General features: G+C 36.8%; 17 protein-coding genes. 4 read left to right on the forward strand and 13 right to left on the reverse strand.

Features of this window, described 5'->3' with window-relative positions:
- Nucleotides 1-142 precede the first annotated feature (142 nt).
- The 3 genes from OLM54_RS08695 to OLM54_RS08705 all read right to left on the reverse strand — a co-directional run bounded on the left by OLM54_RS08695 (nt 143) and on the right by OLM54_RS08705 (nt 8,393).
- Nucleotides 143-3,319, reverse strand: a complete 3,177-nt coding sequence (locus OLM54_RS08695) for a hypothetical protein (protein ID WP_264538191.1) — start codon at nt 3,317-3,319, stop codon at nt 143-145.
- A gap of 65 nt (nt 3,320-3,384) precedes the next feature.
- On the reverse strand, nt 3,385-4,020 hold the full coding sequence (locus OLM54_RS08700; RefSeq protein WP_264538192.1) for a hypothetical protein: 636 nt from the start codon (nt 4,018-4,020) through the stop codon (nt 3,385-3,387).
- A 410-nt stretch (nt 4,021-4,430) separates the two neighbouring features.
- Nucleotides 4,431-8,393 carry a hypothetical protein gene (locus OLM54_RS08705; RefSeq protein ID WP_264538193.1) on the reverse strand — a complete coding sequence of 1,321 codons (3,963 nt, stop codon included), beginning with the start codon at nt 8,391-8,393 and terminating at the stop codon, nt 4,431-4,433.
- Between the two features lie 907 nt (nt 8,394-9,300).
- On the opposite strand from OLM54_RS08705, the gene OLM54_RS08710 reads away from it, so the two are divergent.
- Nucleotides 9,301-9,798, forward strand: coding sequence for a hypothetical protein (locus OLM54_RS08710; protein ID WP_264538194.1), 498 nt, complete (start codon nt 9,301-9,303; stop codon nt 9,796-9,798).
- Nucleotides 9,799-9,802: 4 nt separating this feature from the next.
- On the opposite strand, the gene OLM54_RS08715 is transcribed toward OLM54_RS08710, so the two are convergent.
- From OLM54_RS08715 to OLM54_RS08725, 3 genes are all read right to left on the reverse strand, one after another.
- Nucleotides 9,803-10,783: a YheT family hydrolase gene (locus tag OLM54_RS08715; protein WP_264538195.1), complete on the reverse strand. Its 981-nt coding sequence runs from the start codon at nt 10,781-10,783 to the stop codon at nt 9,803-9,805.
- A gap of 96 nt (nt 10,784-10,879) precedes the next feature.
- Nucleotides 10,880-11,752, reverse strand: a complete 873-nt coding sequence (locus OLM54_RS08720; RefSeq protein WP_264538196.1) for a hypothetical protein — start codon at nt 11,750-11,752, stop codon at nt 10,880-10,882.
- Nucleotides 11,752-13,068, reverse strand: coding sequence for a hypothetical protein (locus OLM54_RS08725; RefSeq protein ID WP_264538197.1), 1,317 nt, complete (start codon nt 13,066-13,068; stop codon nt 11,752-11,754). The genes OLM54_RS08720 and OLM54_RS08725 overlap by 1 nt, the downstream gene beginning before the upstream one ends.
- Before the next feature lie 279 nt (nt 13,069-13,347).
- On the opposite strand from OLM54_RS08725, the gene OLM54_RS08730 reads away from it, so the two are divergent.
- Entirely contained in the window at nt 13,348-15,489 is a 2,142-nt protein-coding gene (locus tag OLM54_RS08730) for a catalase (protein WP_264538198.1), read from the forward strand.
- Between the two features lie 19 nt (nt 15,490-15,508).
- A complete protein-coding gene (locus OLM54_RS08735) occupies nt 15,509-16,078 on the forward strand; it encodes a ferritin-like domain-containing protein (protein WP_264538199.1) in 570 nt (189 codons plus the stop codon).
- 137 nt (nt 16,079-16,215) lie between these two features.
- Here OLM54_RS08735 and OLM54_RS08740 read toward each other — a convergent pair whose 3' ends face one another.
- Nucleotides 16,216-17,385, reverse strand: a complete 1,170-nt coding sequence (locus tag OLM54_RS08740) for a zinc-dependent alcohol dehydrogenase (protein ID WP_264538200.1) — start codon at nt 17,383-17,385, stop codon at nt 16,216-16,218.
- Nucleotides 17,386-17,583: 198 nt separating this feature from the next.
- Between OLM54_RS08740 and OLM54_RS08745 the strand changes: the two genes are divergently transcribed.
- Entirely contained in the window at nt 17,584-18,264 is a 681-nt protein-coding gene (locus OLM54_RS08745; protein ID WP_264538201.1) for an SRPBCC family protein, read from the forward strand.
- Between the two features lie 87 nt (nt 18,265-18,351).
- Here the strand turns inward: OLM54_RS08745 and OLM54_RS08750 are convergent, their stop codons facing one another.
- The 6 genes from OLM54_RS08750 to OLM54_RS08775 form a co-directional block, all read right to left on the reverse strand.
- Nucleotides 18,352-18,648, reverse strand: a complete 297-nt coding sequence (locus OLM54_RS08750; protein ID WP_264538202.1) for a hypothetical protein — start codon at nt 18,646-18,648, stop codon at nt 18,352-18,354.
- Nucleotides 18,649-18,877: 229 nt separating this feature from the next.
- On the reverse strand, nt 18,878-20,680 hold the full coding sequence (locus OLM54_RS08755; RefSeq protein WP_264538203.1) for a glycoside hydrolase family 2 protein: 1,803 nt from the start codon (nt 20,678-20,680) through the stop codon (nt 18,878-18,880).
- A gap of 205 nt (nt 20,681-20,885) precedes the next feature.
- The gene (locus OLM54_RS08760; RefSeq protein ID WP_264538204.1) at nt 20,886-22,295 is read right to left on the reverse strand and encodes a hypothetical protein; all 1,410 of its coding nucleotides are present in this window, start codon (nt 22,293-22,295) and stop codon (nt 20,886-20,888) included.
- Nucleotides 22,296-22,550: 255 nt separating this feature from the next.
- The gene (locus tag OLM54_RS08765; RefSeq protein ID WP_264538205.1) at nt 22,551-23,447 is read right to left on the reverse strand and encodes a hypothetical protein; all 897 of its coding nucleotides are present in this window, start codon (nt 23,445-23,447) and stop codon (nt 22,551-22,553) included.
- A gap of 136 nt (nt 23,448-23,583) precedes the next feature.
- Nucleotides 23,584-24,672 carry an endo-1,4-beta-xylanase gene (locus OLM54_RS08770; protein WP_264538206.1) on the reverse strand — a complete coding sequence of 363 codons (1,089 nt, stop codon included), beginning with the start codon at nt 24,670-24,672 and terminating at the stop codon, nt 23,584-23,586.
- Nucleotides 24,673-24,921: 249 nt separating this feature from the next.
- On the reverse strand, nt 24,922-26,511 hold the full coding sequence (locus OLM54_RS08775; protein WP_264538207.1) for a RagB/SusD family nutrient uptake outer membrane protein: 1,590 nt from the start codon (nt 26,509-26,511) through the stop codon (nt 24,922-24,924).
- Between the last annotated feature and the right edge of the window lie 41 nt (nt 26,512-26,552).

A 26,552-nucleotide genomic window follows, 5' to 3' on the forward strand; every position in this document is an offset into this window, starting at 1 on the left:
AGGGCTTATTTTTATGTATAATTAATCTGTCTTAAAAATAGCTTTGCTACTTTTTTTTTAACCTTACTGTTCAATTCCTGAAGTAAAAACAAACTTCCTTCAGGACTAAAATCCTAAACAGAATTATTTATTAATTATTTTTTTATTCGGCAATACATCGAACGCTGCTACCAGACCTAGCGTCAGTTCCATATATCCCCATCCCATACTGAATATCACCTACTACAAGTACTTGCCCATTAGCAGCTAGATACCTTCCCTCAACTCCAACATAAGCCCTACTACCAAGATATGATATATAACCTACTAAAGGTAAAAATAAAGAGCCTATTTTTACACCCTTATCATAAGTTGATGCAGAACCTGAACCTACTCTACTAGAGCTATTATTATCTAGCACTCCTTTCCATTCATTCACCGTAGGTACACGAAATCCAGTTGGACATGGATCAGTACTAGTTTTAATTCCATTAGCACCCCATGTTGAATCTATAGAACCTACTGGTGCTAGATAATCAAATATATTTGCTCTTGGCTCTTTTAGACCATACTGGTAATAATTACCAAGTATACCTAAAGCACCAACAAATGGATCCAGGGATACATCGGCACCAAGATTATGGCACAGAAAGTTTTTCCAGACTGTAGGGCTAATCATCGCACCACAACAAGAACAGTCTTTTATTGATGCTTTTAGTTTAACCTGTACATCTGTTCCGGAACCATCTGCTTTATTATTGTAAACCGCATAAATCGTAACCGATAAGGCACTAGCATCTGTTTTACCGTATGCTGCTCCTGTACCGGCTGCACCACCGGAGCTTAACGTAGATTTGTATATTAATGTAGTAGTAACAGCTCCAGATACATTAAGGGCATCTTCTTTACCACTAGCCGTCATAGACTGTACAATATTTCCTGTAAGTGACTCTACATACATAAAACGAACTTTACTTACTGCCCCATATGGTGTAAAGGTGTATACTTGTGTATTTACCGTAGAAAGCGCAAAATTAGCCTTATTAGATGTACGGGATACTAAAGTACCACAAGTCGCATTATCATTGCTTTCAGCAATATCAAAACAGGTTCTACCATTTAATGTTCCTGATCCTGGAGGTATAGTATCCGGGCTAACCTGTGTTGTAATGGTAAATACCGGTGAAGCTGCTGTATAGCTGCCTACACAACCATTGGTCACGATACAATATACATAACTGATACCTGGACCTGCCGGTTTATAAGAATAACTTGCTGTAGTAGCGCCGCTAATCATAGCACCACCAGATGTACTGGCTGTAGTATTGCTATACCATTGGTAAGTTGGGCTAACCCCACCGCTAACCGATACAGATACAGGTGCACCTGCTCCTGATGTAATGGTTTGTACAAGCTCTGACTGTGCTGTAAGTACCGGAGTAGGACATGCGTTGTTTAAAACAACAGCCGCTATAAGCTCGATAGATTTACCACAAGCATTTACTGCGGTTACTTTTACCTCTACGGTAAGACCATCTGTACCTGACGCAGGAAGCTGTATTGTAACACTTGCTCCTGAACCAATAATAGCAGCGCCATTTGTTGCTGACCATGTATATGAAACTGCAGGACCAAACTCTATAGCAGTCTGCAAAGTAACATTGGCTCCAAAAGTAGCGGTAGCCGGTTTAGAGATCCATGACAATACCGGCAAGTTTGAAACCGTTGGGCTTATTACTTTGGTTGCCATAGTACTAGAACATCCTGTTGCATTGGTAATAGTAGCATAATACACTTCACCCGGTGTATTTACCGTGATAGTAGGTGTAGTAGCTGCCATTTTTACAGCGCCTTTGTACCATGTATAAGTATAAGTACCTGCAACTTGTGGTACAATTGTTAAATCTGTAGTACCGTTACATAATACATTATTACCTGTAATGTCCGGTTGTGCCGGAGCTCCTGTAGTAACGATTTGTTTTTCGGTAGAGTTTATTTCTGCAGGACAAACTGCCCCTGTATTATCTGTAGCCACAAGGCTTAATAAAATAGTAGTTTGTGATGCTGGTATTGCAAAAGGATTACTGCTTATTGCTTCAGCACCGTTATACCAGGTATAAGTTACACCATTTTGTTTGTTGGCAACACTTAAATCTAAACTTCCGCCTTTACAAAAAGCTGTAAAACTATTTAATGGCTGACCGTTTACCAGGGCATCATTTGCATTAAGGCTTACTTGTCCTGTTACTGCACTTTTTGATACCACTATATAATTAGAAGCCTGAGAGAAACAGTTACCTTCTTTAATAGCTGCAAACCATGTTCCTACATCACCGGCAGCATTAAGTGTAATTACTGCTCCTGTTTTACTATCCTGAACCCCGTTATGAAACCATACTACATTTGCGTTGTTCCCCAAAGCCGTAAGCTTAACCGCATTAGTACCACAAATAACACCATTGTTTGATGATAATATAGAGATACCTGCAGGAGCTGCCGTACTTGATTCTTTAACATTGCGCTCGTTGGCTATATTGGTATTACAACCTACTGCACCCATAGATACATTGTATTTTCCTTTTTGTGTTGCCACAAAAAAAGATGTGCCACGCGATACTTCGATACCGTTACGGGTCCAGATTAATTTATCCAGATTTGCTGTATTAGCAGGAACCGAAAGATATACTGCCCCACCGGAACACAAACTAAGATCGCTTGACGAAGGGCTTACCACAGGTACTGCGTACGTCATTGATGTACATTCTACTCCGTTTTGAGAGAATAAGAAATCTTTAAATGAATTATTACATGAACTGCTAACACGTACTAATACAGAACGTGCATTTACAGAAGCATTCTCTGAAAAACCAACATTAAATTTACCGTTTTTAGTATCTACATTATACAACGAAGCATATTCGCCTCCTGCTACAATGGTAAACATAAAAGGTCCGTTTGGACAATCCGGGTCTGTAATGCTAAATTCCTGCGCACATCCTGTACCATCTGTTGCTACTGTAAGACATGCTGCCGGACTAATCGTAATTTGAGAAGTACCTTCGCACAAGCTCACCCAACGGCCGCCGTTCCAATACTCAACACAGTTTACCGTTTTGTTAAAAATAGTAAGACCATTTGCTAATGCATTTCCTGAAACTGTAAAAGCATTACGCTCTGCAGTTGTTAACTGAGGCAGTCTAAGCCCTCCTTTATTACCCAACTCTAACACAGAGAATGCCTCAGGAGCTTTTTTACCCCCAATGGTGACCTGTGCGCTTGTATTTACTGAAAATAACATGGCCACAAACAAAAGCCATATATAAAATAGATTTTTTTTCATTATTGTATTATTAAATTGTTTTTAAATTTGCCTGATTATTGTTGACAAGATTTAATTTACAGCTCTTAAAGAGCCGAAATTACATGCCAGTTAAGTCCGTCAGATTGTAATGTAATTTTCAGACTTCCGCCTGTAGCCGAATAATAAGGTGCCATTAATTCGCTTTTGCTTACTGCATCAGAATATACCACAGGTACATTAAATTTTACTGTAAGTTCTTTACCTGCAGCATCTGTACCATTAAGCTGATTTATTACCAATACTCTTCCTTTACTTGCTGTTGCAGCCGGCAGGGTAATAGTAATATCATTTGTTAGCTTAGAAGCAACAATGGTGTAATCTGCATCTTTTACCTCGTAATCAATACTGGTGGTAATAAAATCAGCTACTTGTGAACCTCCTTCATTTTCTCCGGTTGTCATTTTTACCCATTTTTTTTCACTACTCCAGTAATAAAACCCCTGGGTTACAGAAGCATTGTTAGTGATATTGTATACCAACAAACTTTCTGCAGGTGTTCCTACAATTGGAAGCTGACTTGCAACTTCTACCAAAGCAACTCTTGGAATCAGAAGGCCTCTTTTTGCAGAAGTAATATCTAACTGTGCAGAATTGTCCGGATTATTGGTTCCGATACCTGTTTGAGCATGAGATACTATTATCCCAAATCCCATTAACACGAATGTTAATACTGTTTTCATTTTAAATCTCATTTGTCATTGAATTTAATTAATACTATTGCGTAACTTTTTAATCATTAACCTTTTTTTATTCACGTGCAAAGATCTCTCTTATATCATTTTAACTTTGCCTTTAAAAGTTTTCAGAATTACAAAATAGGGCATTATGGAACATCTTTTTTTGGTTTTTCGATTGTCGGATTTTTAGATTTTTAAATTGTAAGACTAACTAAACCGTTAGATTAAATTAGATTGTTGGATTATTGGATTGTTGGATTGCAGTTTACCGGATCGCTGATTAGATTATTAAATCTTTAAATCCGACAATTGAATAATCTGAAAATCTTTTATACAGGCTGTGAATGATATAAATGAAAAAAGAGGAAGCGATGCTTCCTCTTTTAACTTAGTTAAAAAATAATCTTTGTTAATTAAAGCGTCTGCCAGCTTAATGGGGAAACAGATTCTAACAATAGTTTAACCGTATTGGTCTCACCAAGTGTCATTTGAGTTTCTTTTCCATTAATTAATCCACCGTCAGTTTTAATCTTAACAATTGCGTTGCTATTATCGTCAGTACGTTTAAAAGTAAAAACTTTTCCTACTAAAGAGGCATCTGGTGCAGACGGTAATTTAAGATCTAAAATTCCTGATTTACCAGTTGCATTCATAATTGTTATATCTTTTGCAAGATCTACATCTCCTCCGGTTGTAACATTAACAATTTTTAAAGCTCCTGTTTCAGCTGCTGTTGGAGTTACCCAAACTGCTTTACCATTTGCATCTGTTGTTAATACTTGTCCGTTTGTACCTCCGTTAACTCTAATTACAGCATCAGAAAACAATATATCTTTACCGTTTGTTACAGAAACAATTCCTTCTGCGGTTAAACTTCCTTTGCTTGCAGGTCCGTTAATAGGTTTCCAGTTTGCAGGGTCTTTAGGATCTGTTTCAGGTACTAATACGTATATAATTCCTGTTGTATCGTCAATAACCATTGCAGTTCCGGCAGGAATACTTACTCCACTTGCACCAGGTGCTCCAGGAATACCCAGTAAACCATCTTTTCCGTCTTTACCGTTAACAGAAACCCAGCTTGCAGGATCTAATGGATCTGCTCCAGGTGTTAAAATATAAACCGTATCGGTTGCATTGTCAATATAAATAGTACTGTCCTTACCAATTCCAGAGGCTCCGGCTGTTCCAGGGGCTCCGGTTCCGCCAATCATTCCGTCTTTTCCGTTATTTCCGGCTGCGCCGTCTTTTCCGTTGATAGAAACCCAGCTTGCAGGATCTAATGGATCTGCTCCGGGAGTCAATATATAAACATTACCTGTAGCGTTGTCTACATAAATCGTACTGTCTTTGTTGATTCCTGAGGCTCCAGCTGTTCCAGGAGCTCCGGTTCCGCCGGTCATACCGTCTTTACCATTGTTTCCTGTTGGTCCGTTTAATGGAACCCATTGAGAAGCATCTTTTGGATCTTTTACATAAACAATTCCTGTAGTCTGGTCAATGTACATTTCGATAGTACCGTCTAAACCTGCTGCACCCGGTAAACCTTTACCGCCTGCAATTCCGTTTTTACCGTCCAATCCGTCTTTTCCGTTGATCGCAACCCAGCTTTCCGGCTTGGCAGGATCTGCTCCAGGTGTTAAGATATAAACCGTATCGGTTGCATTGTCAATATAAATAGTACTGTCCTTGCCGATTCCAGAGGCTCCGGCTGTTCCAGGGGCTCCGGTTCCGCCAATCATTCCGTCTTTTCCGTTATTTCCGGCTGCACCGTCTTTTCCGTTGATAGAAACCCAGCTTGCAGGATCTAATGGATCTGCTCCGGGAGTCAATATATAAACATTACCTGTAGCGTTGTCTACATAAATTGTACTGTCTTTGTTGATTCCTGAGGCTCCAGCTGTTCCAGGAGCTCCGGTTCCGCCGGTCATACCGTCTTTACCATTGTTTCCTGTTGGTCCGTTTAATGGAACCCATTGAGAAGCATCTTTTGGATCTTTTACATAAACAATTCCTGTAGTCTGGTCAATGTACATTTCGATAGTACCGTCTAAACCTGCTGCACCCGGTAAACCTTTACCGCCTGCAATTCCGTTTTTACCGTCCAATCCGTCTTTTCCGTTGATCGCAACCCAGCTTTCCGGCTTGGCAGGATCTGCTCCAGGTGTTAAAATATAAACCGTATCGGTTGCATTGTCAATATAAATAGTACTGTCCTTACCGATTCCAGAGGCTCCGGCTGTTCCAGGGGCTCCGGTTCCGCCAATCATTCCGTCTTTTCCGTTATTTCCGGCTGCACCGTCTTTTCCGTTGATAGAAACCCAGCTTGCAGGATCTAATGGATCTGCTCCGGGAGTCAATATATAAACATTACCTGTAGCGTTGTCTACATAAATTGTACTGTCTTTGTTGATTCCTGAGGCTCCAGCTGTTCCAGGAGCTCCGGTTCCGCCGGTCATACCGTCTTTACCATTGTTTCCTGTTGGTCCGTTTAATGGAACCCATTGAGAAGCATCTTTTGGATCTTTTACATAAACAATTCCTGTAGTCTGGTCAATGTACATTTCGATAGTACCGTCTAAACCTGCTGCACCCGGTAAACCTTTACCGCCTGCAATTCCGTTTTTACCGTCCAATCCGTCTTTTCCGTTGATCGCAACCCAGCTTTCCGGCTTGGCAGGATCTGCTCCAGGTGTTAAAATATAAACCGTATCGGTTGCATTGTCAATATAAATAGTACTGTCCTTACCGATTCCAGAGGCTCCGGCTGTCCCAGGGGCTCCGGTTCCGCCAATCATTCCGTCTTTTCCGTTATTTCCGGCTGCACCGTCTTTTCCGTTGATAGAAACCCAGCTTGCAGGATCTAATGGATCTGCTCCGGGAGTCAATATATAAACATTACCTGTAGCGTTGTCTACATAAATAGTACTGTCTTTGTTGATTCCTGAGGCTCCAGCTGTTCCAGGAGCTCCGGTTCCGCCGGTCATACCGTCTTTACCATTGTTTCCTGTTGGTCCGTTTAATGGAACCCATTGAGAAGCATCTTTTGGATCTTTTACATAAACAATTCCTGTAGTCTGGTCAATGTACATTTCGATAGTACCGTCTAAACCTGCTGCACCCGGTAAACCTTTACCGCCTGCAATTCCGTTTTTACCGTCCAATCCGTCTTTTCCGTTGATCGCAACCCAGCTTTCCGGCTTGGCAGGATCTGCTCCAGGTGTTAAAATATAAACCGTATCGGTTGCATTGTCAATATAAATAGTACTGTCCTTGCCGATTCCAGAGGCTCCGGCTGTCCCAGGGGCTCCGGTTCCGCCAATCATTCCGTCTTTTCCGTTATTTCCGGCTGCACCGTCTTTTCCGTTGATAGAAACCCAGCTTGCAGGATCTAATGGATCTGCTCCGGGAGTCAATATATAAACATTACCTGTAGCGTTGTCTACATAAATAGTACTGTCTTTGTTGATTCCTGAGGCTCCAGCTGTTCCAGGAGCTCCGGTTCCGCCGGTCATACCGTCTTTACCATTGTTTCCTGTTGGTCCGTTTAATGGAACCCATTGAGAAGCATCTTTTGGATCTTTTACATAAACAATTCCTGTAGTCTGGTCAATGTACATTTCGATAGTACCGTCTAAACCTGCTGCACCCGGTAAACCTTTACCGCCTGCAATTCCGTTTTTACCGTCCAATCCGTCTTTTCCGTTGATCGCAACCCAGCTTTCCGGCTTGGCAGGATCTGCTCCAGGTGTTAAAATATAAACCGTATCGGTTGCATTGTCAATATAAATAGTACTGTCCTTGCCAATTCCAGAGGCTCCGGCTGTTCCAGGGGCTCCGGTTCCGCCAATCATTCCGTCTTTTCCGTTATTTCCGGCTGCACCGTCTTTTCCGTTGATAGAAGTCCATGTACCATCTGTATTTTGTACATAAACAGTACTTGTAGTGGTATCCGTATAAAGATTTACACCTTCTCCCGGATATCCAAGTTCTCCTCTTTTACCAGGAGCTCCAGCTGCTGCTACAGTACTGGATAAAGCGGCTAAATCTGAAGTAGTAACTATTTTATTCCATCTTTTATTCTGAGAAGTCCAATAGTAATATCCTGGAGTAACACCATCAACACCTGTAGAAGTGTTTGTATTATAAACTAACAAGCTATTAGAAGAGAAAGGGATGTCTTTATCTGTATCTAAATTTATAACTGTTTCAATGTCTTTAATATCAGTTAAAGCAACTCTGGGTACTAAAAGACCTCTATGTCCAGACTTAATGTCTAATTGTGCGGCTGCATCCGGATTAAGAGTACCTATACCCACCTGAGAGTAAGCCGAGTAACATCCTAAAACAAATACTAAAGGGAGTAATCTATTCTTCATAAGATTTATTCTTTATTGTTATTATTTTTTATTTATCCAATAATTCAAACATTGGAATTTGAAAGTGCAAAGGTCCAGCCAATTACGAGAGACTTTTACCTGTAGAAGTTTTTAGATCTATAGAATAAGACATTTTTAATTTGGTATACGAAATGCTATTTTTAAAAGGAAGGAATAATTATATTGAACAGTAAGCTTTATTGATTAGTAAAAAAGCCGTCACTTTACCGTATTTGAATATCTATTAAAGTATACAGATACTATAGTGAAATAAATAAAAGATGTATATATAAGGATACTGTCTTACATAAAATTTTAGCCTTTATTATAATTACTTAGGTTTTCAATAAGTCAAGCGAATAATAAATAGTATTGCTTTATTTGTTATCTTATACTATTTAAGAAGTAGTTATATGGCTGCTTTTTTTCTGATTAATCAATTTTATCTTTTCCAAATGAAGACAATAAAAATTTTAGTGAAAGTTTCCCGGATTATTTAGTCTTTAGAAAGCACTGATAAAATCATATAAAAAAAGAGAACCGAAGTTCTCTTTTCATAAAATTATCAAATTAATAATTTTCACTAACAACAAACTATTAAAACTATGTTGGTAACCCACTTACCGATGCAAATATCTTATATCTTTAAAATTATAATTCCCCCAAGAAGGTTTAAAAATCATAAAATAAGTTTTTTTATCTATAATGCTTATAAAAGCCAGAAGAAGTTAATATTGACGCATCACTTGCCATAAGAATTAAACCAACTATTTGTGTTAAATAGGATCACATTCAGTATAATATAAAACATTGCATCTTCCAGATCCTGCAAAATACAAATGTTATTATGTAACAATAAATTCTAAGAAAGAATCTAAATTTGAGATGTTTTATTAAAAATACTGTTATGAAAAATTTTTTAATGCTTTTACTGTCGATTTTCTTTTTTGCATGTCAACAAAAAGAAAATAAAGATATTTCTATTAAAAATCAGAATGATTCGATTCAAACCTCAGATTCAATTCTTACGAAGGAAAACCAGGAAGTGAGCAAAGATGAGAACAAACAAATTGGCGACACGATCGTTATGAATTTTATAAATGAAAAAGGTCTATTTATAGCTGAAGGTTCCTTAGATTCTATTCATCCGAGGATATATGTCAAATTTAAAAATGAAGACTCAGGCGAATTAAAAGCAAATATTATCCCAACTACAGGTAAAGGAAACATCCGTTTCAACCAAATTATTTTTCCTGATAATTCTTCAGACGGACCTTTTGGAATGGATTTGAATATTCCGCTTAAACAAAAAGGAAATTATATTTTAGTAATTGGACATTCGCAAATGGCTGATAATCCTTTTTGGGGTAAATTCAAAGTGCAGATTGAGCCTAAGAAAGAATAGTTTATTAAGCCTTAAAAATTTCTACAGGTCCGCAGGATTTAAAAAACTCATACGCTCTTTTCTCTGCATAAGAATACATTGAATTACGCAACGGAAAAGCACAATGTCCTCCATACTTTGGAGTTTCAAGATAAACATAAGCGCTGTCTTTTGCTATAGCTCTGGGATAGCACCTTTCACCTAAAAAAGGATCATCAAGAGAATTAATAATCAAAACCGGAGTAGTAATATTTTTAAGTGAAAATTCAGGAGAAACACGCTGATAATAATCATCCCGACTTGCAAAGCCATGTAACGGTGCTGTAAAATAATGATCAACCTCATCAAAAGAAGTAATTTTATCAATCTGATCACTGTTTATAAAATCAGGAAACTGTGCAGCTTTGTGTTTCAGCTTTCTTTTAATATCAATTGTAAAATTCTTTAAATAAACTCTGTTAAAGCCTTGTTTGAGTACTTCTGCACTTGTTGCAATATGAGTTGGTACTGAAATCGAGACCGCTGCTTTTATACGCTCATCAATTTTTTTCCAGCCAAAATAATTCAAAAGCTGAACACCTCCCATTGAATATCCAATCAAATAAACATCTTCGAATCCTTTTCGTAAAACAAACTGAACTACTTCATCAAGATCATCAACCGCACCATGATGATAAAGCCTTGGAAGACGGTTCATTTCTCCTCCGCAAGTTCGATTATTCCATGCAAAAACTGAAAAACTTTTCTGCTGAAAATAAGCCGCACAACTATTATTATAGGTTCTGCGGGAATCTCCTTCTAAACCATGACATAAAATAACTGCTTTTTTAGGATCATCTATAATAAAATCGATATTGATAAAATCTCCATCATTTAACTCCAGTTTTTCTCTTGTGTATCCCGGAGCGTCAAACTTTTTAAATAAAGCAGCATAAATAGTCGATATATGCCTGTTGCGGTGAATAATAGAAGGAAAATTATATTCTGATTGTTCAATTAGCGGCATGATAAAAAAGTTTGTGGTATTTAGTACAAATCTAAGAAATCAATCAACATGTAATTAAAAACTGTATTTTTATTTCATATTTATAAATCAATAAAATTAATGCCACGCTATTTTAACCGTACTTTCCGCTGGAATTATATACTCAAGCAAATCAGCTGTTTTTGCAATAGGTACGATCGTATTTTTATGAATGGAAACTTCAATTTTTAATTTTACCTTTTCGGGAATTAAGATTTTTAAGTTGCATTCAAAAGAAGCACTTCCCAAAACATTAAAAGTGACTGTTTGTTTTGATTTTCTCATATCAACCAGCGGATAATCTGAAAATAGCAAAAACTCCTCATTTTTAATCTTATGATATTGTCTGGTCAAAACTCCAAAACCTACTCCGGCACCGTAAACCTCCTGCCCTACTTGTCCGCTTTTCTCCCATCCATTATAAAGATCTTCAAGCGGAATCCATAATTCTTTTACGATTTCGCCTGTTTTCACTTCCTCAGATATCATTTCCTCCGGAAGCATTGTTGGATAATAATACGGAAATCTGCTAATCGCATATTTTAGAAATTCAGGAATTAAAATCTTTAATGACGGCAATAAATCTATTGCTTTGGATTGTATTAAATATTCTGATAATCCTGCATATACTTCCATTTCCTCATACGCGGCGGTATAAGGCGCATCATTAAGCGGAAAAACAGAAAAGTAATTCGGATAATTTTTTCCAAATCCGTACTGGCAATCCCAGATTTGCATATTTTTAAAAAGACAGGCAAGACATGCATAACTCAAATCCAGATATTCCTGTTTACCGGTAATTTTATGCAATTCTAAAAGTGCTCCGGCAGAAAAAGCCGTATTATTCGCCTGATAAAGAATATCAAAACCACAGCCAACGAATTTTTTTACAGCTTTTTCAGCTTCATGTAAATATCGTTTCTCATTTGTAAGTCTAAATAACAGCAGCATTAAATGTGCATACGATCCGGGCACATCTTTTTCACCGCCTTCTCCCGTATAGTTTCTTTTTTTATAACTTCCAGCGTATCCATTTTATAAAAAACCGGCCATTCATAATCAAAATGATGCGCCACTTTAATCGCAAATTCAACCGATTTTAAAACAAGTTCCTTTGCCTTTTTTTCTCCGCTTAAAGCGAGTCTCGTTAAATTCATCAGCGGATGATGCAGATACCAGGAATCCATCACCATTTCCTTTTTTTGTTCTTCTGATTCATCAAGTTTATCAACAAGTTCAGGAAGCCAGCGATTAATCGTTTTTACCTTAGGATCATAAAAAGAATCAATTCCGTCGAGCAGTTCTTCATAAAGAGGATGAATTTCTCCATACCAATTTTTCAATTCATTCAATGGCGTCAATACAGCAAGCTGTACCATAACTTCTGCGGGTGTATCATAATCGCACAAATACGCATTTAGATACGAAATTCCTTTGGTTTGTGTCCAGCAACCTCTACTTTGATGCAGATCGACAAGGCATTTTTGTGTAATGTCCGGCCAGTTATTATAGGTAACTTCAGGATGCGGTAAAGCGCAGTAAACATCAGCAAGATTATTTAAAAATTGCTGTGTTTTTTGTATTTCATTTTCAATAATAGCAGTTGAGAATACAACATATGCATCCGATACGACATACGCTTTATCTGAAGGCAAAGGCTCTTCTTCGGTTAACGGTAATTGAAAACCAATTTCCGGCCAGGTTCCTCCAACAGTATTTTCTAATGTTGTTTTTGTAGCTTCGCAATATGGACTAAAGGAACTCAGATTTTGAAAGTAAAAAACAGAACCGGTTTTGGGTTTGGTCAAACTTGCAAATAACATTCCTGATCTTGAACCCATTTGGCTCATATGGATGCTTCCATTAGTGTTTTCTACACTTCCGTTTTGTGTTAAAGGAATAATATCCCTGGGCCAAAACGGAATCAACAAGGGAAAATTTGCCTTAAATGATGTTTTATAATGCAATAAAGCGATGTCATTATTGGGAAAACTGACACAAATTTCATATTTACCAAGCCTTGTTTCTAAATTAATGACAAGAAGTTCTCCGTCATCTAATAAATTAGTGACTTCAAAAGTACTGTTCATGCCAAAAGCAGCACGAAAAGCCATCTTTCCCTTATCCGGCCAAATAACAACAATCCATAATGAATCGCCGGTATTAAAAGCCTGAAAGGTATAGTCCTGAAATTTCTTTTCCCAAATTGCTGTATTATTTTCCAAATCTGCGTGAACGGTTGCCGCCCAAGGTGAAATTGTGTGCATAACTTATCTTTTTTAACACAAATATCAATTCATTTGAAATCAATCAATTACATTATTTTATTTTCAAATTATACTTTTTCAACTAATTAAAAGTAACTCGCATTTGAAAGACTTTACATACAATGGAAATTGTACAATCTTATAAAATAATCATATAAAATCTTGATAAGCACATCAATTAAATTTGACATCGTTGATTAATTAAGGAACAGTAAGTTATTCATAACCTGACATTAACCATCCAAACCAAAAAAAAATTTAATTACAAAATCGCATGATATGAAAAATTTTCAAGACGAAAAACAGCGTGATTTGTTGATAAACAAATCCGATGGAACAAACAAGTTCCTGACAACCGATCAGGGTGTCCGCATTAATGATGATAACAATTCACTTAAAGCTGGCGAAAGAGGACCTTCTCTACTCGAAGATTTTATTTTGAGAGAAAAAATCACGCATTTTGACCATGAACGAATTCCGGAAAGAATCGTACATGCAAGAGGTTCAGGAGCACATGGTTTTTTTGAAGTAACAAATCCAATTCCTGAATTAACAAAAGCAGGATTTTTGCAGGAAGCCGGTTTAAAAACACCTGTTTTTGCCAGATTTTCGACAGTAGCCGGATCAAGAGGATCTACGGATCTTGCCCGAGATGTAAGAGGATTTGCCGTTAAATTTTATACTCAGGAAGGAATTTATGATTTGGTAGGTAATAATATCCCCGTATTTTTTATTCAGGATGCATCAAAATTTCCAGATTTAATTCACGCTGTAAAACCTGAACCACATAATGAAATGCCTCAGGCTGCCTCTGCGCACGATACCTTTTGGGATTTTATTTCGTTAATGCCAGAATCTATGCACATGATTATGTGGGCAATGTCTGATCGTGCTATTCCGCGCAGTTACAGAATGATGGAAGGATTTGGCGTTCATACTTTTAGGTTAATCAATGAAGCCGGAAATTCTACTTTTGTAAAATTTCACTGGAAACCCAAATTAGGAACTCATGCAGTAGCGTGGGACGAAGCACAAAAAATCTCCGGAAAAAATCCTGATTTTCACAGAGAAGATTTATGGGAAGCCATAGAAATGGGGAATTTTCCTGAGTGGGAATTAGGTGTACAAATTATTCCTGAAGAAGACGAACATAAATACGAGTTTGATTTACTTGACCCAACCAAACTTGTTCCTGAAGAACTTATACCGGTAACAATCGTGGGAAGAATGGTTTTGAACAAAAACCCTGATAATTTCTTTGCAGAAACAGAACAAATTGCATTCCATCCGGGACATGTTGTTCCGGGAATTGATTTTTCAAATGATCCTTTGCTTCAGGGAAGATTGTTTTCGTATACAGACACACAACTTTCGAGATTAGGAAGTCCTAATTTTCATGAAATTCCAATTAACAGAAGTGTTGCTCCGGTTCACAACAATCAACGTGACGGACATATGCGTCAGGAAATTAACAAAGGCCGCGTAAGTTATCATCCTAATTCGCTAGGCGGAGGTTGTCCTTATCAGGCTAAAATTGCAGAAGGCGGATTCGCAAGTTTTAACGAACGTGTTGATGCTCATAAAGTAAGAGAAAGAAGCGAGAGCTTTGCAGATCATTTTGGTCAGGCAAAATTATTCTTTAACAGTCAGACTGATGTAGAAAAAAGTCATATCGTAAAAGCATTACGTTTTGAACTTGGTAAGGTTGATACTGCCGCGATCAGAGTAAGAATGCTTGGACTTTTGTCTCAGATTGATATGCAATTAGCAGAAAGAGTGTCGATGGGAATAGGAACTCAGGTTCCGCCAATTCTTGAAACGCCAATTAATCACGGTGTATCTCCTGAAAACGAAATGGGCAATCAGGAACCAAAAACGGTAGAATCTTCAGTAGAAAATTCTGATGCACTTTCTATGCTTAAAAATCCAACAAATACACCTACAATCGCTTCTCGAAAAGTGGCTATTATTTGTTCTGACGGAGTTTCTGAAGCAAGTGTAAAAAACATGAAAGATGCTCTTTTAAAAGAAGATGCAAAAGGTTTGGTTATCGCACCACATTTAGGAGCCGTTCTTACTGATGAAGATGGAGCAATTGCTGCCGATTTTAGTTTCTTAACTGCATCATCTGTTTTGTTTGATGCCGTTTATATTCCACATGGATTGGGACTTACTGCCTTGGCAGAAAATGATGATGTAATGGAATTTTTAAACGATGCTTACAAACATTGCAAAGTTATTGGTGCCAATGGCGAAGCAACTGCCGTGTTAAGTGCTGCGCCTTTTGCTTCAAAAATAAGCAATGACGATGCAGGACTTGTATTATCCGGCGAAATTGGAACAGAAACGTTTATACAGGATTTTATAAACGCTATGAGTGAACATCGTTTTTGGGAACGTGAAAAAAACTTATACAAATAACATTCAAAAATAAAAAAATATGAAAAATTCAGAAAAACCAACTGATAGCAAGGCTAATCCTGCTAAAAGTGATAAAAATTTTGTACAACCTGCAGCTGATGCAGCTACAGATTTAAGAGCCTTATTTATTGACAGCCTTAAAGATATTTACTGGGCAGAAAATGCTCTTGTTGGCGCGTTGCCTAAAATGGCGGCAAATGCAACAGCGGCAAGTCTTTCAACGGCTATTTTAGAACATCATGCCGTGACTAAAAACCAAGTGGCAAGACTTGAAAAGGTTTTTGATGTTTTGGGAGAAAAAGCAGAAGGAAAAAAATGCGAAGCGATGGCGGGACTTTTAAAAGAAGGCGACAGCATTCTTGAAGAAACTGCGCCGGGAGCTGTTAGAGATGCCGGAATTATTGCAGCATCTCAAAAAATAGAACATTATGAAATTGCTACTTATGGTACGTTATGCGCCTTTGCAAAAACGCTTGGTGAAAACGACGCAGCAAAATTATTAACGCAAACGCTTGCCGAAGAAAAAGAAGCGGATTGTTTGCTTAATGACGTTGCGCTAAATAACGTAAATATTGTAGCGGCAGAATAAACCTTGCTGTAATTCAGGAAAAATAAAAAAACATCTGTACTTAATAGTGCAGATGTTTTTTTGTTTTATGAAGAAATTCAAAAATAAAAGATGAAATTCTAAACAATCTTTTATTTAGAATTTCATCTTTTTAAGCATTACTTCCAAGGATCGAGTACCACTTTTACACAACCATCTTCACGCTTATTAAAAATATTATAAGCATCTGAAATTTGTGATAATGGCATTCTGTGGGTAATAATATCGTCAAGTTTTACTTTTCCCTGCACTACATATTCTAATAATTTATCGATATGTTTGTGCGCCGGAGCTTGTCCGCCTTTTAAAATTATCCCTTTATCAAAAAATTGTCCCAGAGGAAAATTATCATAATTAACAGGATAAACGCCTAATACAGAAACAATACCGCTTCGTCTAACCGCGCTCATACAAGCTTCTAAAACCTTTGTTGATCCTTTTTCAAAATTAATAGTCGCTTTGATACGGTCTGCAAAATTACGATCCGGTTCAAAACCAACAGCGTCGATACAAACATCGGCACCACGTCCCTGAGTTAAAGCACGAATTTGCTCTACAACTTCCTTAGCGCCGTCTTCCCAAAGTATGGTTGTACATCCTGAAGCTGCTTTTGCCTTATCCAATCGATATTGCAACGTATCAACCACGATTACTTGTGCGGCGCCACGAAGCCACGCACTTTTGGCAGCCATAATTCCAACAGGACCAGACCCAAATATTGCCACCGTTTCGCCGCCTTTTACTTCTCCCCAATCTACTCCCGTATATCCTGTAGGGAAAATATCGGTAAGAAATAAAACTTCTTCATCTGTTAAATTATCAGGAACCACTCTAGGTCCATAATTGGCATACGGAACACGAACATATTGTGATTGTCCGCCATCATATCCGCCATACAAATCTGTATAACCAAATAATGCGCCGCCTTTTTCTGTCAATATTCCACCTTCCGGACCATAATTTTCAGGATTACTGTGCTCACAATTTCCGGGAACATCGTGATTACAGAAAAAACAATTTCCACACGCAATAGGAAAAGGAACAACTACGCGATCTCCTTTTTTAAGGTGCGTAACCATAGATCCAGTTTCTTCTACAATTCCCATAAATTCATGCCCAAGAACCATTGGCCTTGGCTGCGGAAGTCCGCCCGAATAAATGTGAAGATCAGAACCGCAAATGGCGGTCGAAGTCACTTTTAAAATAATATCATCTTTCTCAATTAGTTTTGGATCATCTACGGTATCATATTGTACCGATCCGGGCCCGTGTATAACAGCTGCTTTCATGTTTATATATGTTTAATTAATTAAAAAACTAATTAACTAATAATAAGACGCTTAGATTTACACAATTCTACGATATTATTACAAATCAAGACAACTGGCAGCGGTTAATTCTGTAATGAATCTCATTAATGTTATAAAATAAAAATCACATAAAGCATTTACTTTTAACATCTTATAAATTTTAAAAAAAAAAGAATCATGGATATAGCAGCAACATCTCAAAAAGAAGTTTCAAACTCTGGAACTTCAAAACTTAAAAAAAACGTTTCGGCACTCGAAAGAATCTTAATGGTTACCAGCGGCGGTTATCTTTTGTATAAAGGTTTATCGAAAAATGATAAAAGTATCGCAAAAATAGGTTCTGGAGGCGCTATGCTTTTACGCGGGCTTTCAGGATATTGCCCTGTATATGATGCCGTAGATCATCTTAAAAATGATAAAGCTTCGAATGTAAATATTAGAGTTAACAGCATCATTAACAAACCAATAGATGAAGTTTACAACTTTTGGCGTGATTTCGAAAACTTACCAAAGTTTATGAGTCATATTGAATCTGTAAAACCGATAAGTTATACAACTTCTAAATGGACAGCAAAAGGACCTGCGGGAATTGGAAAACTGAGCTGGAAAGCCGAAATAATCAAAGATGAAAAAAACAGACTTATTAGCTGGAATTCATTACCGGATTCATCTGTAAAAAATGCCGGAAAAGTGGTTTTCAGACCAAGTGGAAATGGCACAGAAATTATTGTTACGATTTCTTATCATGCACCTCTGGGAATTGCCGGCGAAAGCGCTGCGAAACTTCTTAATCCGTATTTTGAAAAACTGGTAAAAGATGATATTATCAACTTTAAATCGTATTTAGAATCTCTTTAGAAATTGGGATATTTCATTTAAACTATTTTCTAAAAAGAAAAGCCTGTAACTTAAATTACAGGCTTTTCTTTTTATTCTCCATTTTACTTATTTTTTTGAAGCAGTAGCTGTTGAATCTGTTCTTACAGATGTATTGCCTTTTTGTGTTGTTCCTGCCGCTCCTGAACCTGTAGAACCTTCTCCTGTTGCGCCAGTAGTTCCGTTTGTAGATGAATTAGCACTTGTTGTGTCTGGAGTTGTTCCTACACTGTCTATTGTTTCCTGCGTAGTATCAGCTTCATTTGTGTAATTATCTGCCGGAGCATTCTCATTTTTTTTACATGAAAATGAAAGTCCTGCCAGAAGAATAAATAACGCCGCTTTTAATTTGATTTGAGTTCTCATAATAATGATTTTTAAGTGTTTATAATTTTTTAAAAGTAAAGCAATCATTAAAAATCACTTTATATAATTCTTACAAAAAATTACACAGTAAGCATTATTATTTCGCAAGAAACCCGACAGGGTTTAAAAACCTGTCGGGTTTAAATTCAGTATTGTTTTTTAGCCACGAATTCACGAATTAAATTTTTGATTTTCATTAAAATAATTCGTGAATTCGTGGCTATAATATTTACTTATATTCTTCTTCTTTTTGTGTATACCAATCTTTCATGACATAAAAAGCTTTTTTCTTTATTCCTGCGCTAGAAATCAATCCTTTACGATTAAAAAAGTCCTGAATATTAGGAAGCTGTCTTCTCGGCGATCTAAAGTCAACCAATATCCACGGAGAAACTCCTGCCAAACCTTCAATTCGGTTGAACATTTGTGTATTTTGTTTGTACAATTCTTCCTGATATTCCTCAGTCCAGCGCTCGGTTTTATCACCATGTCGCCCTTGTAAAGCCTCACCTCCAAATTCACTAATAATAACAGGTTTATTATACGGAATTACCCATTGCATGTCTTTGCAGGATTCGTTCGTTCCTCTGTACCAGCCTACATATTGATTAAAACTAACAATATCAACATATTCATTCATATTATCGTGCAATGTATTGACATTATTTGGGCTTTTAGTTACTTCCATAGCCATACTTATTAAGCGGGAATTGTCTTGTGTACGGGCATATTTAGACAGTTTGCTCAGAAAAATATCCCTGTCATCGCCATGCGGTGTTTCGTTTGCTATAGACCAGATTATGATTCCGCAACGGTTTTTATCCCTGTAAACCATGTCGTGCAACTGGCGTTCTGCATTGGCATACGTATCAGGATTTGTCCATGAAATTGTCCAGTAAACCGGAACTTCAGACCAAATCATCAAGCCCATTTTTTCGGCTTCTTTTACCATATTTTCGTTATGCGGATAATGCGCCAAACGAACATAATTACATCCTAACTCTTTTGCCCACGTTAATAAAGTAACGGCATCTTCCTGCGACCACGCTCGTCCTGATCTGTAAGGTGCTTCTTCGTGAATACTGATACCGCGTAAAAAGACTTTTTTTCCGTTTAACAAAATCTCTTTTCCTTTGGTTTCAATAGTTCTAAAACCAATTTTATCCGTAATATTTTCATCGGCTTTATTAATCGTTACTTCATATAACTTTGGTTTTTCGGGCGTCCATAAAACAGGGGTTGTTTTTATTTCAAAATAAGCCATTCCTTTTGCATCTGTGGTAATGTTTTTCTTGATTTTTAATTCTGGAATGTTAACCGACAGCGATTGATTTGCAGATTCTGTATTCAGTTTTACCCAACCCGAAATTTTGTTTTTATCTTTTTTATCCAACTGAACCAAATAATCTTCAATATATGTGTTGGGAACCTGCGCCAAAATTACATCTCTCGTAATTCCACCATAATTCCACCAATCCATATTTACCGTTGGCACATTATCTTTATGACGTTTGTTGTCGACTTTTACAACCACAAAATTATTGCCGTCGACTAAAAGATTGGTCACATCAAAATTAAATGGCGTATAACCACCAATATGACTTCCGGCAAATTTGCCGTTTACATATACTTTAGCATCATAATTAACGGCTCCGAAATAAAGAATTCCTTTCGTTTTTGAATCTTTTTTATAACTGAAATCTTTCTCAAACCAAACCGTTCCTTCATAAAAAAACAATCTTTCATCTTTACTATTCCAGTCCGAAGGAATATCCATAGTTGCCGAAGTCGCAAAATTATATTCAACCAATTCTGACGTTGAAAAAGCTTTATTTTCGAAAAATCCATTGTTTTTAAACGGCATAAGACGATAATCATAATAGCCGTTTTCGAGCGGATCTACAATATAACTCCATTTTCCGTTTAAGTTAATGTTGTTTCGCGATGAAATATTGGATACTAGCGGAACTTCCTGCGCTATCATTTTTCCTATAACCAAAATGGTAAAACACAGTATTATTATTTTTTTCATAGTTTAAATTGTATTATTTTTTATTGTAAACTTTTGTTTATTTCAATGGATCTTGTCTTTTCGACGGAGGAGAAATCGCACACGAAACTCCGCAAACAAAATCGTCATGACAAGATTGTGTTTAATATTTTTTCTCGCAGATTAAGCAGATTTTTCTTTTTAATCTTTTAATCTTTTAATCCTTCAATCTTTTTAATCTGTGACGTTATTTCTTTTTATCAAAATACTGTGTCAATTGATAGGCGTTCTCATTAATTATTTTCATCTCTTTCAATAAAGACAAATAAGGTTCAAACTTGCTGTTGACAATGCCTTTGTTAGAATCTCTGTTTGAATAATCTGTACTTAAATCCTCAGGATCATTGTCCATATATTTAAACCAATGCCAGCCTACCGAGTTTTTGTTTTTCAACAATTCTAACGTAAAATTTTGATAGAAAAGTCCTCTTTCCTGTTGCGTACGAACGAGCCATCCTGCGCCCGTATTATTTGGCAATCCCGAATCTTCTGCTTTCGTATACCATTCGGTAATTAAAAATGGTTTTCCTGACCATTCTCCCCAATTGTTCATTAATTCCTGACTCGGTTCCCATTTTCTGTAATGATTAATCGACACGATATCCATGTACTTTCCGGCAACTTTAAAAATTTCCGGATTCGTTAATTCCTGTTCTTTATCCTGATTAAAACGACATCCTAAATACAGATGATTTGGATCTGCTTTGCGGAGCGCCGCTGTTACTTTCTTCATGTATGTTTCAAAATAAAAAGCAGTAAATGCCATGCGGTCTTCCTGCGTTACATCTTTAATTGAAGCATCGAAACCTTTTCGCTGATCGAGCCATTCTTTTGCTGCAATATATCCCTGTTCATCTTTGGCTAACAAAGTTAAATGTTTATCTAAAGCATCATTATACCAAGGCAATTCATTATCTGTAAAATACCCCATCAAATACTTATCATCTTTATATTGGGCGACCTGTGCTACCGATTTTTCTACATAAGCATCAAATTCTTTGTCGAAAACCATAACAAGATCAAAACGGTAATTTTGCCAGCTGGCTTCTTTATATTTTCCGCCATATTTTTTAATGTGATCGGAATGGTACATTCCCATTGGCGAAATAATTACGGTATAAACCAACGGCTTTTCTGATTTTCGCACTAAATCTACATTCGACCACGCACCTACTCCATTAAAACCGTTATTGCGCAATAATTGTGTTTCCTGATTTACCCAGTTTTCCGGACTTCCGAATTTTTCATCAAAGGCTTTTTGCTGATTTACAGAACGTCCGGCATTAAAAACAGCAATTCCTTTGTAAATAAACGGATAACCTTCAGGATCAATAATCCACCATCTATTGTCTATTTTTTGAGTTCTAAAAAATCCCGTTGCTTCTTTTTGCCATACTTTCCATCCTCCATAATTTGAAATTTCGGTTTGTTTTTTAGTTTTAAAACCGGGCAGTTTATCTACGGTTTTTGCCTGATATGCAACCCATTTCGGGTCTAATGCGTTTTGTCTGGCTTCGACTTTCTGGTAATTATTCTGTGCGTATAAAGGAATCAGGCTTATAAAAAAACAGAACAATATAGAGATGGAATGTTTCATTAAATTAGTTTTTAAAAGTTGTCGTTAATGCATTGAAAATTTATTAAACACATAGAAACATAGATTTTATGTCTAAAAAAGAACGCAAAAAAGAAACTCGTTTCTTTTCACATAGCTATGTTTGTTTAAACAAGTGAAACGTCTTTTTTGAGCATGCTAAATCTATGTTTCTATGTGTTTAATTTTTTCCCGCAGATTTTGCAGATCGAGCAGATTTTTTTAATTGGGACAGCTATTAAACTGTCCCAAATAGTATTAATTAGATAAATAGACGTGGTCAATGCCAAAAGTGTAATTGTTTAAAGCCCTTACATCTTCGGGATCAACGCTTCGTAACACCAATATATCTTTGATTTTTGTTAGGTCTAATGCCGGATTTTGCTTTTTATATTCCGCAATCGGAATTTTGACCATATTCCAGTTTCCGTCTCTTTTTAATCCGTAAAGATTGCTTGTGGCATCAAATTCTACATATCCGGTATTGGTCGCATCTTTCATTCTAAATCTGATTTTACCCGTACTTGTCGTTCTTACCGCCAGATTAAGATAGGTATAAGATGAAATATCTGTAACGGCGACAAATTGCAAAATTGCCATCGCCCATTTAGCTTCTACGGCAGGTGGAGTCGCCGGAAGTGTAAAGCTTTTAAAAGCACCTTCATATCCGCCATCAGCATTATCTGAAATAACAAATTGATTGCTTGAAGACCAGTTTAAAGTAGCGGCGGTTTTTGTAAAATTAGGATTATCAGAATAGATTTTTAATCCTTCTATCGTTACAACCGGAGGTTCGGGAGCGGCTTCTACAGCAACAGCAAATGTTTTTTTCTCAATTTGATTATCAACGTACGTTATTTCAAGTGTTGTGGTATAACTTCCGCCTTTGGCATATTTTACAACAACATTAGAGTCGATTGACGAACCGGGAGATCCGCCCTGAAAAGTCCATTTTATGGCACGTACTTTTGTAGATGAATCTGTATACGTTACCGTTTCGCCAGCTTTGATTGCTGTATTGGTCGAAGTTGCTTCTAATTTTCCCGGAGTGTATAAATAAACCTCGCGTACATCGCTGTCGCAGGAAAGCAAGCTTAAAGAAAGCGCTAAAACAAAATAGTTTAGCTTGGCTATAGTTTTTAGTTTTATGTTCATGGTTTTATTCTTTTGGTTCGTAAATAGTTATTTAATAGTGTCTTATTTTTAACACATAGAAACATAGGTTTTGTAAACTTAAAAAAGGCGTTTCACTTCTTTAAATAAACATAGCTCTGATTGTCTCTTCGTTGCATTATTTTAAACCTGCCAGAAATCCCTGATATGCGGGCTTTTTATTATAATCATTATCCAATAACAACGGATATTCTTTTGGATGCCAAAATGCGGTAAGCCACGTATATTTATCTGTTACGCCCCAGGTTGTAATCGCAAATTTTTGATTTTGTGGCAGTTCTTCATACATCGATGTGATGTATTGATACGTTTCTGACTGTTTCTGCGCTTCGGCATCTGTAAAAACATACGAATCTGATTTACCGGTATTAACCTTAATATCTAATTCTGAAATATGAATTAGTAATCCGGTGCTGGCAAGATCTGTAAAACCGGTTTTCATGGTTTGTTTATTGGTGTCGTTCGCATAATGAAACTGATCGCCTAAACCATCAATTGGATATCCTTTTGCTTTAAATCTGGTTACCATTTTTTTGATGGCAGTTCTTTTTCCGGCATCTAAAACCACGCTGTAATCATTGTAAAATAATTTTGCATCAGGATCTGCGGCTCTGGCATATTGAAAACATCTTCCGTAAAAACCTATCGGATCTTTAAAAACTGTTTTTATAACGCTTTCTTCTCGTAAAGCGCCGCCGTCTGCAAAAACTTCGTTGGCTACATCCCAGCTTTTTACTTTGCCTTTATAACGTCCAACGACATCAGTAATGTAGATTTTCACTTTTGCCTCAAATGCAATCGAATCGTATTTTGCATTTTTAAACCAATCCGGAAATGAATCGTACCAAATCAAGGTATGTCCGTGTATTTCCATGTTATTATCTTTGGCAAAATTCACCAGATAATCGGCTGCTGTCCAGTTATAAACCGTTGAAGAAGTCCAAATACTCGCCATTTTCATTTCATATTCTGCAGTAATTTGGCTGTAATGTTTTACGACGGCATTTTTGTAATTGACTTCGCCCTGTAAATCCTTCATTTTTACTGCCGCGCCAATTTTAAATTTCGCTTTTTCTTTTAAAGTTGCCTGCACTGGCGGATTAACCGGAGTTTCATCTGCATAAATAAAAACTACTTTTTCGTCATTGCTGCAAGAGGCAAATACGAAGGCAGATAGTACGCCAAATATAATTTGTTTCGTTGTCATTGTTTTATTTTTTAGGATCCGAAATTTAGTGTTCCGAATGCGTTGTTTTTTTTTAGATTGATTGTAATTAATTATTAACACATAGAAACATAGAATTTGTATTCTTAAAAAGACGTTTCACTTATTAAAACGCACATAGTGAGCTATGTGAAAGAAATGAGTTTCTTTTTTGCATTCTTTTTCGAGATAAAATCTATGTTTCTATGTGTTAAATATTTTTTTTATGAATTACAACTCAATACGCTTGGATTAATATCCTACATTAAATCCTGCAGGTTTTCCCATTAAATCAATCTGACTTTGCGGAATTGGCATATTTACCATCGCCGGAGTCATTCTTAAAGGAACTTCTCCGGAAATTGTTCCTGACGGACTTGAACGGAAATATAAATTTTGTCTTTCTACCAGAAGTCCTAATCTTTTTAGTAAAAACCATCTGTTGTTTTCAAAAGCAAGTTCTCTGGCTGATTCGTCTAAATAATTATTTATGGTCCAGGTTGTAATATCATACGTGTTATTTGTACTTAACGGATCTCCGGTATACCCTCTCCTTCTTACTTTATTAAGATATTGCAGGGCTTTTGTATCATTACCCAAATTATGATACGCCTCTGATGCCAATAAATAAGTTTCGGCCAGTCTGTAATACATATAATCTTTGTAACTGTCTGAAGTCATTGGCAGTTTTTCTGTATCATGGTATTTTTTCAAACTCCAGTGCCACGCTCTGTAATTGCCGTTTGGCGCTGCAATTGCTGGGTTTGTAATGGGCTGACCAAATTTTGGGTTTCCGGCAACGTTAATTTTATAGTCTAAATAATTATCTGAATAATAATAGGTTTTAAATCTTAAATCGTTGGTTTGATCGTAAAGTGATTTCAAATAATTATTGGGATAAAACCATCCTAAAGCTTGTCCGCCGTAAGCCACATCCTGAATAAGTTCGGCTGGATTTAATTCGTACGTTCTTTGTGTAAAAACACTGCTTAACCAAGAACCGCCACCTCCGGCTAAATTGTCATTTGGTCCTAATAAAAAGTCTTTTTGATAGGTAAAAAGTGCTTCTTTATGATTGGCATTTTGTCCCCAAACTTCTGCTAATGGCACCAAAGCATGTGTACCATCATTTATAATCGCATCAAATTGAGCTGCTGCTCCTGCCCAGTCCTGCTGCCATAAAGCACTTTTTCCGCGAATGTGTCTTGCAACGCCCTGACCATAACGTCCCGGATCTACTTTGTACGGAAGATTGGCAATTGCATAATCAAGATCTCCGTCGATTAATGTATAAACATCGGCATCGCTGGCTACTTTATATTCTACAACATCGTTAATGTTTTCCGGAGTTGTTGGAATGGTATCGATTAAGATTCCGCCGTACATTTGTTTTAAGTCCAAATATAATTCGCCTCTTATAACACGCGCCTGCGCTACTAATCTTTTCTTGGCATTTTCATCCATATTTATAGATCTTGCCGAAGTAATAATCGCAGAACATCTGTCGATAATTTTATAACCCTGAATCCATTTTGATCCGGTAAAAGATGCCGGATTATGACCTGTTCCATAAGGCGTATTCCAGGTTCTGTGCAATCCTAAATCTGTCGCTGCCATAAAAAATACATTGGCCCACAAATCATTATTATCACCAGATGGCAGATTATAATATCTCATTTGATTGTAAAGCGCATTTACGCCAACCTCTAAACCGGCGGGTGTACTGTAGATATAATCTACTGCAATCTGATCTTTTACGGTTTCTTCAAGAAAATCTTCGCATGAAGTAAGGCTTAAAGAAAACAGGAATATCAAAACAAATAGAAAATTTATATTTTTCATAATCTTGTTATTTTTTAATTTATTATATGTGTTAAACTGCA

Source organism: Flavobacterium sp. N1736, assembly GCF_025947065.1.
GTDB lineage: Bacteria > Bacteroidota > Bacteroidia > Flavobacteriales > Flavobacteriaceae > Flavobacterium.

Coding starts and splice junctions, on each gene's coding strand:
- OLM54_RS08745 (WP_264538201.1), top strand. CDS start 17,584: ATGGATATAGCAGCAACATCTCAAAAAGAAGTTTCAAACTCTGGAACT.
- OLM54_RS08750 (WP_264538202.1), bottom strand. CDS start 18,648: ATGAGAACTCAAATCAAATTAAAAGCGGCGTTATTTATTCTTCTGGCA.
- OLM54_RS08700 (WP_264538192.1), bottom strand. CDS start 4,020: ATGAAAACAGTATTAACATTCGTGTTAATGGGATTTGGGATAATAGTA.
- OLM54_RS08715 (WP_264538195.1), bottom strand. CDS start 10,783: ATGCCGCTAATTGAACAATCAGAATATAATTTTCCTTCTATTATTCAC.
- OLM54_RS08770 (WP_264538206.1), bottom strand. CDS start 24,672: ATGACAACGAAACAAATTATATTTGGCGTACTATCTGCCTTCGTATTT.
- OLM54_RS08735 (WP_264538199.1), top strand. CDS start 15,509: ATGAAAAATTCAGAAAAACCAACTGATAGCAAGGCTAATCCTGCTAAA.
- OLM54_RS08730 (WP_264538198.1), top strand. CDS start 13,348: ATGAAAAATTTTCAAGACGAAAAACAGCGTGATTTGTTGATAAACAAA.
- OLM54_RS08760 (WP_264538204.1), bottom strand. CDS start 22,295: ATGAAACATTCCATCTCTATATTGTTCTGTTTTTTTATAAGCCTGATT.
- OLM54_RS08725 (WP_264538197.1), bottom strand. CDS start 13,068: ATGCACACAATTTCACCTTGGGCGGCAACCGTTCACGCAGATTTGGAA.
- OLM54_RS08775 (WP_264538207.1), bottom strand. CDS start 26,511: ATGAAAAATATAAATTTTCTATTTGTTTTGATATTCCTGTTTTCTTTA.
- OLM54_RS08720 (WP_264538196.1), bottom strand. CDS start 11,752: ATGCTGCTGTTATTTAGACTTACAAATGAGAAACGATATTTACATGAA.
- OLM54_RS08755 (WP_264538203.1), bottom strand. CDS start 20,680: ATGAAAAAAATAATAATACTGTGTTTTACCATTTTGGTTATAGGAAAA.
- OLM54_RS08765 (WP_264538205.1), bottom strand. CDS start 23,447: ATGAACATAAAACTAAAAACTATAGCCAAGCTAAACTATTTTGTTTTA.
- OLM54_RS08710 (WP_264538194.1), top strand. CDS start 9,301: ATGAAAAATTTTTTAATGCTTTTACTGTCGATTTTCTTTTTTGCATGT.
- OLM54_RS08695 (WP_264538191.1), bottom strand. CDS start 3,319: ATGAAAAAAAATCTATTTTATATATGGCTTTTGTTTGTGGCCATGTTA.
- OLM54_RS08740 (WP_264538200.1), bottom strand. CDS start 17,385: ATGAAAGCAGCTGTTATACACGGGCCCGGATCGGTACAATATGATACC.
- OLM54_RS08705 (WP_264538193.1), bottom strand. CDS start 8,393: ATGAAGAATAGATTACTCCCTTTAGTATTTGTTTTAGGATGTTACTCG.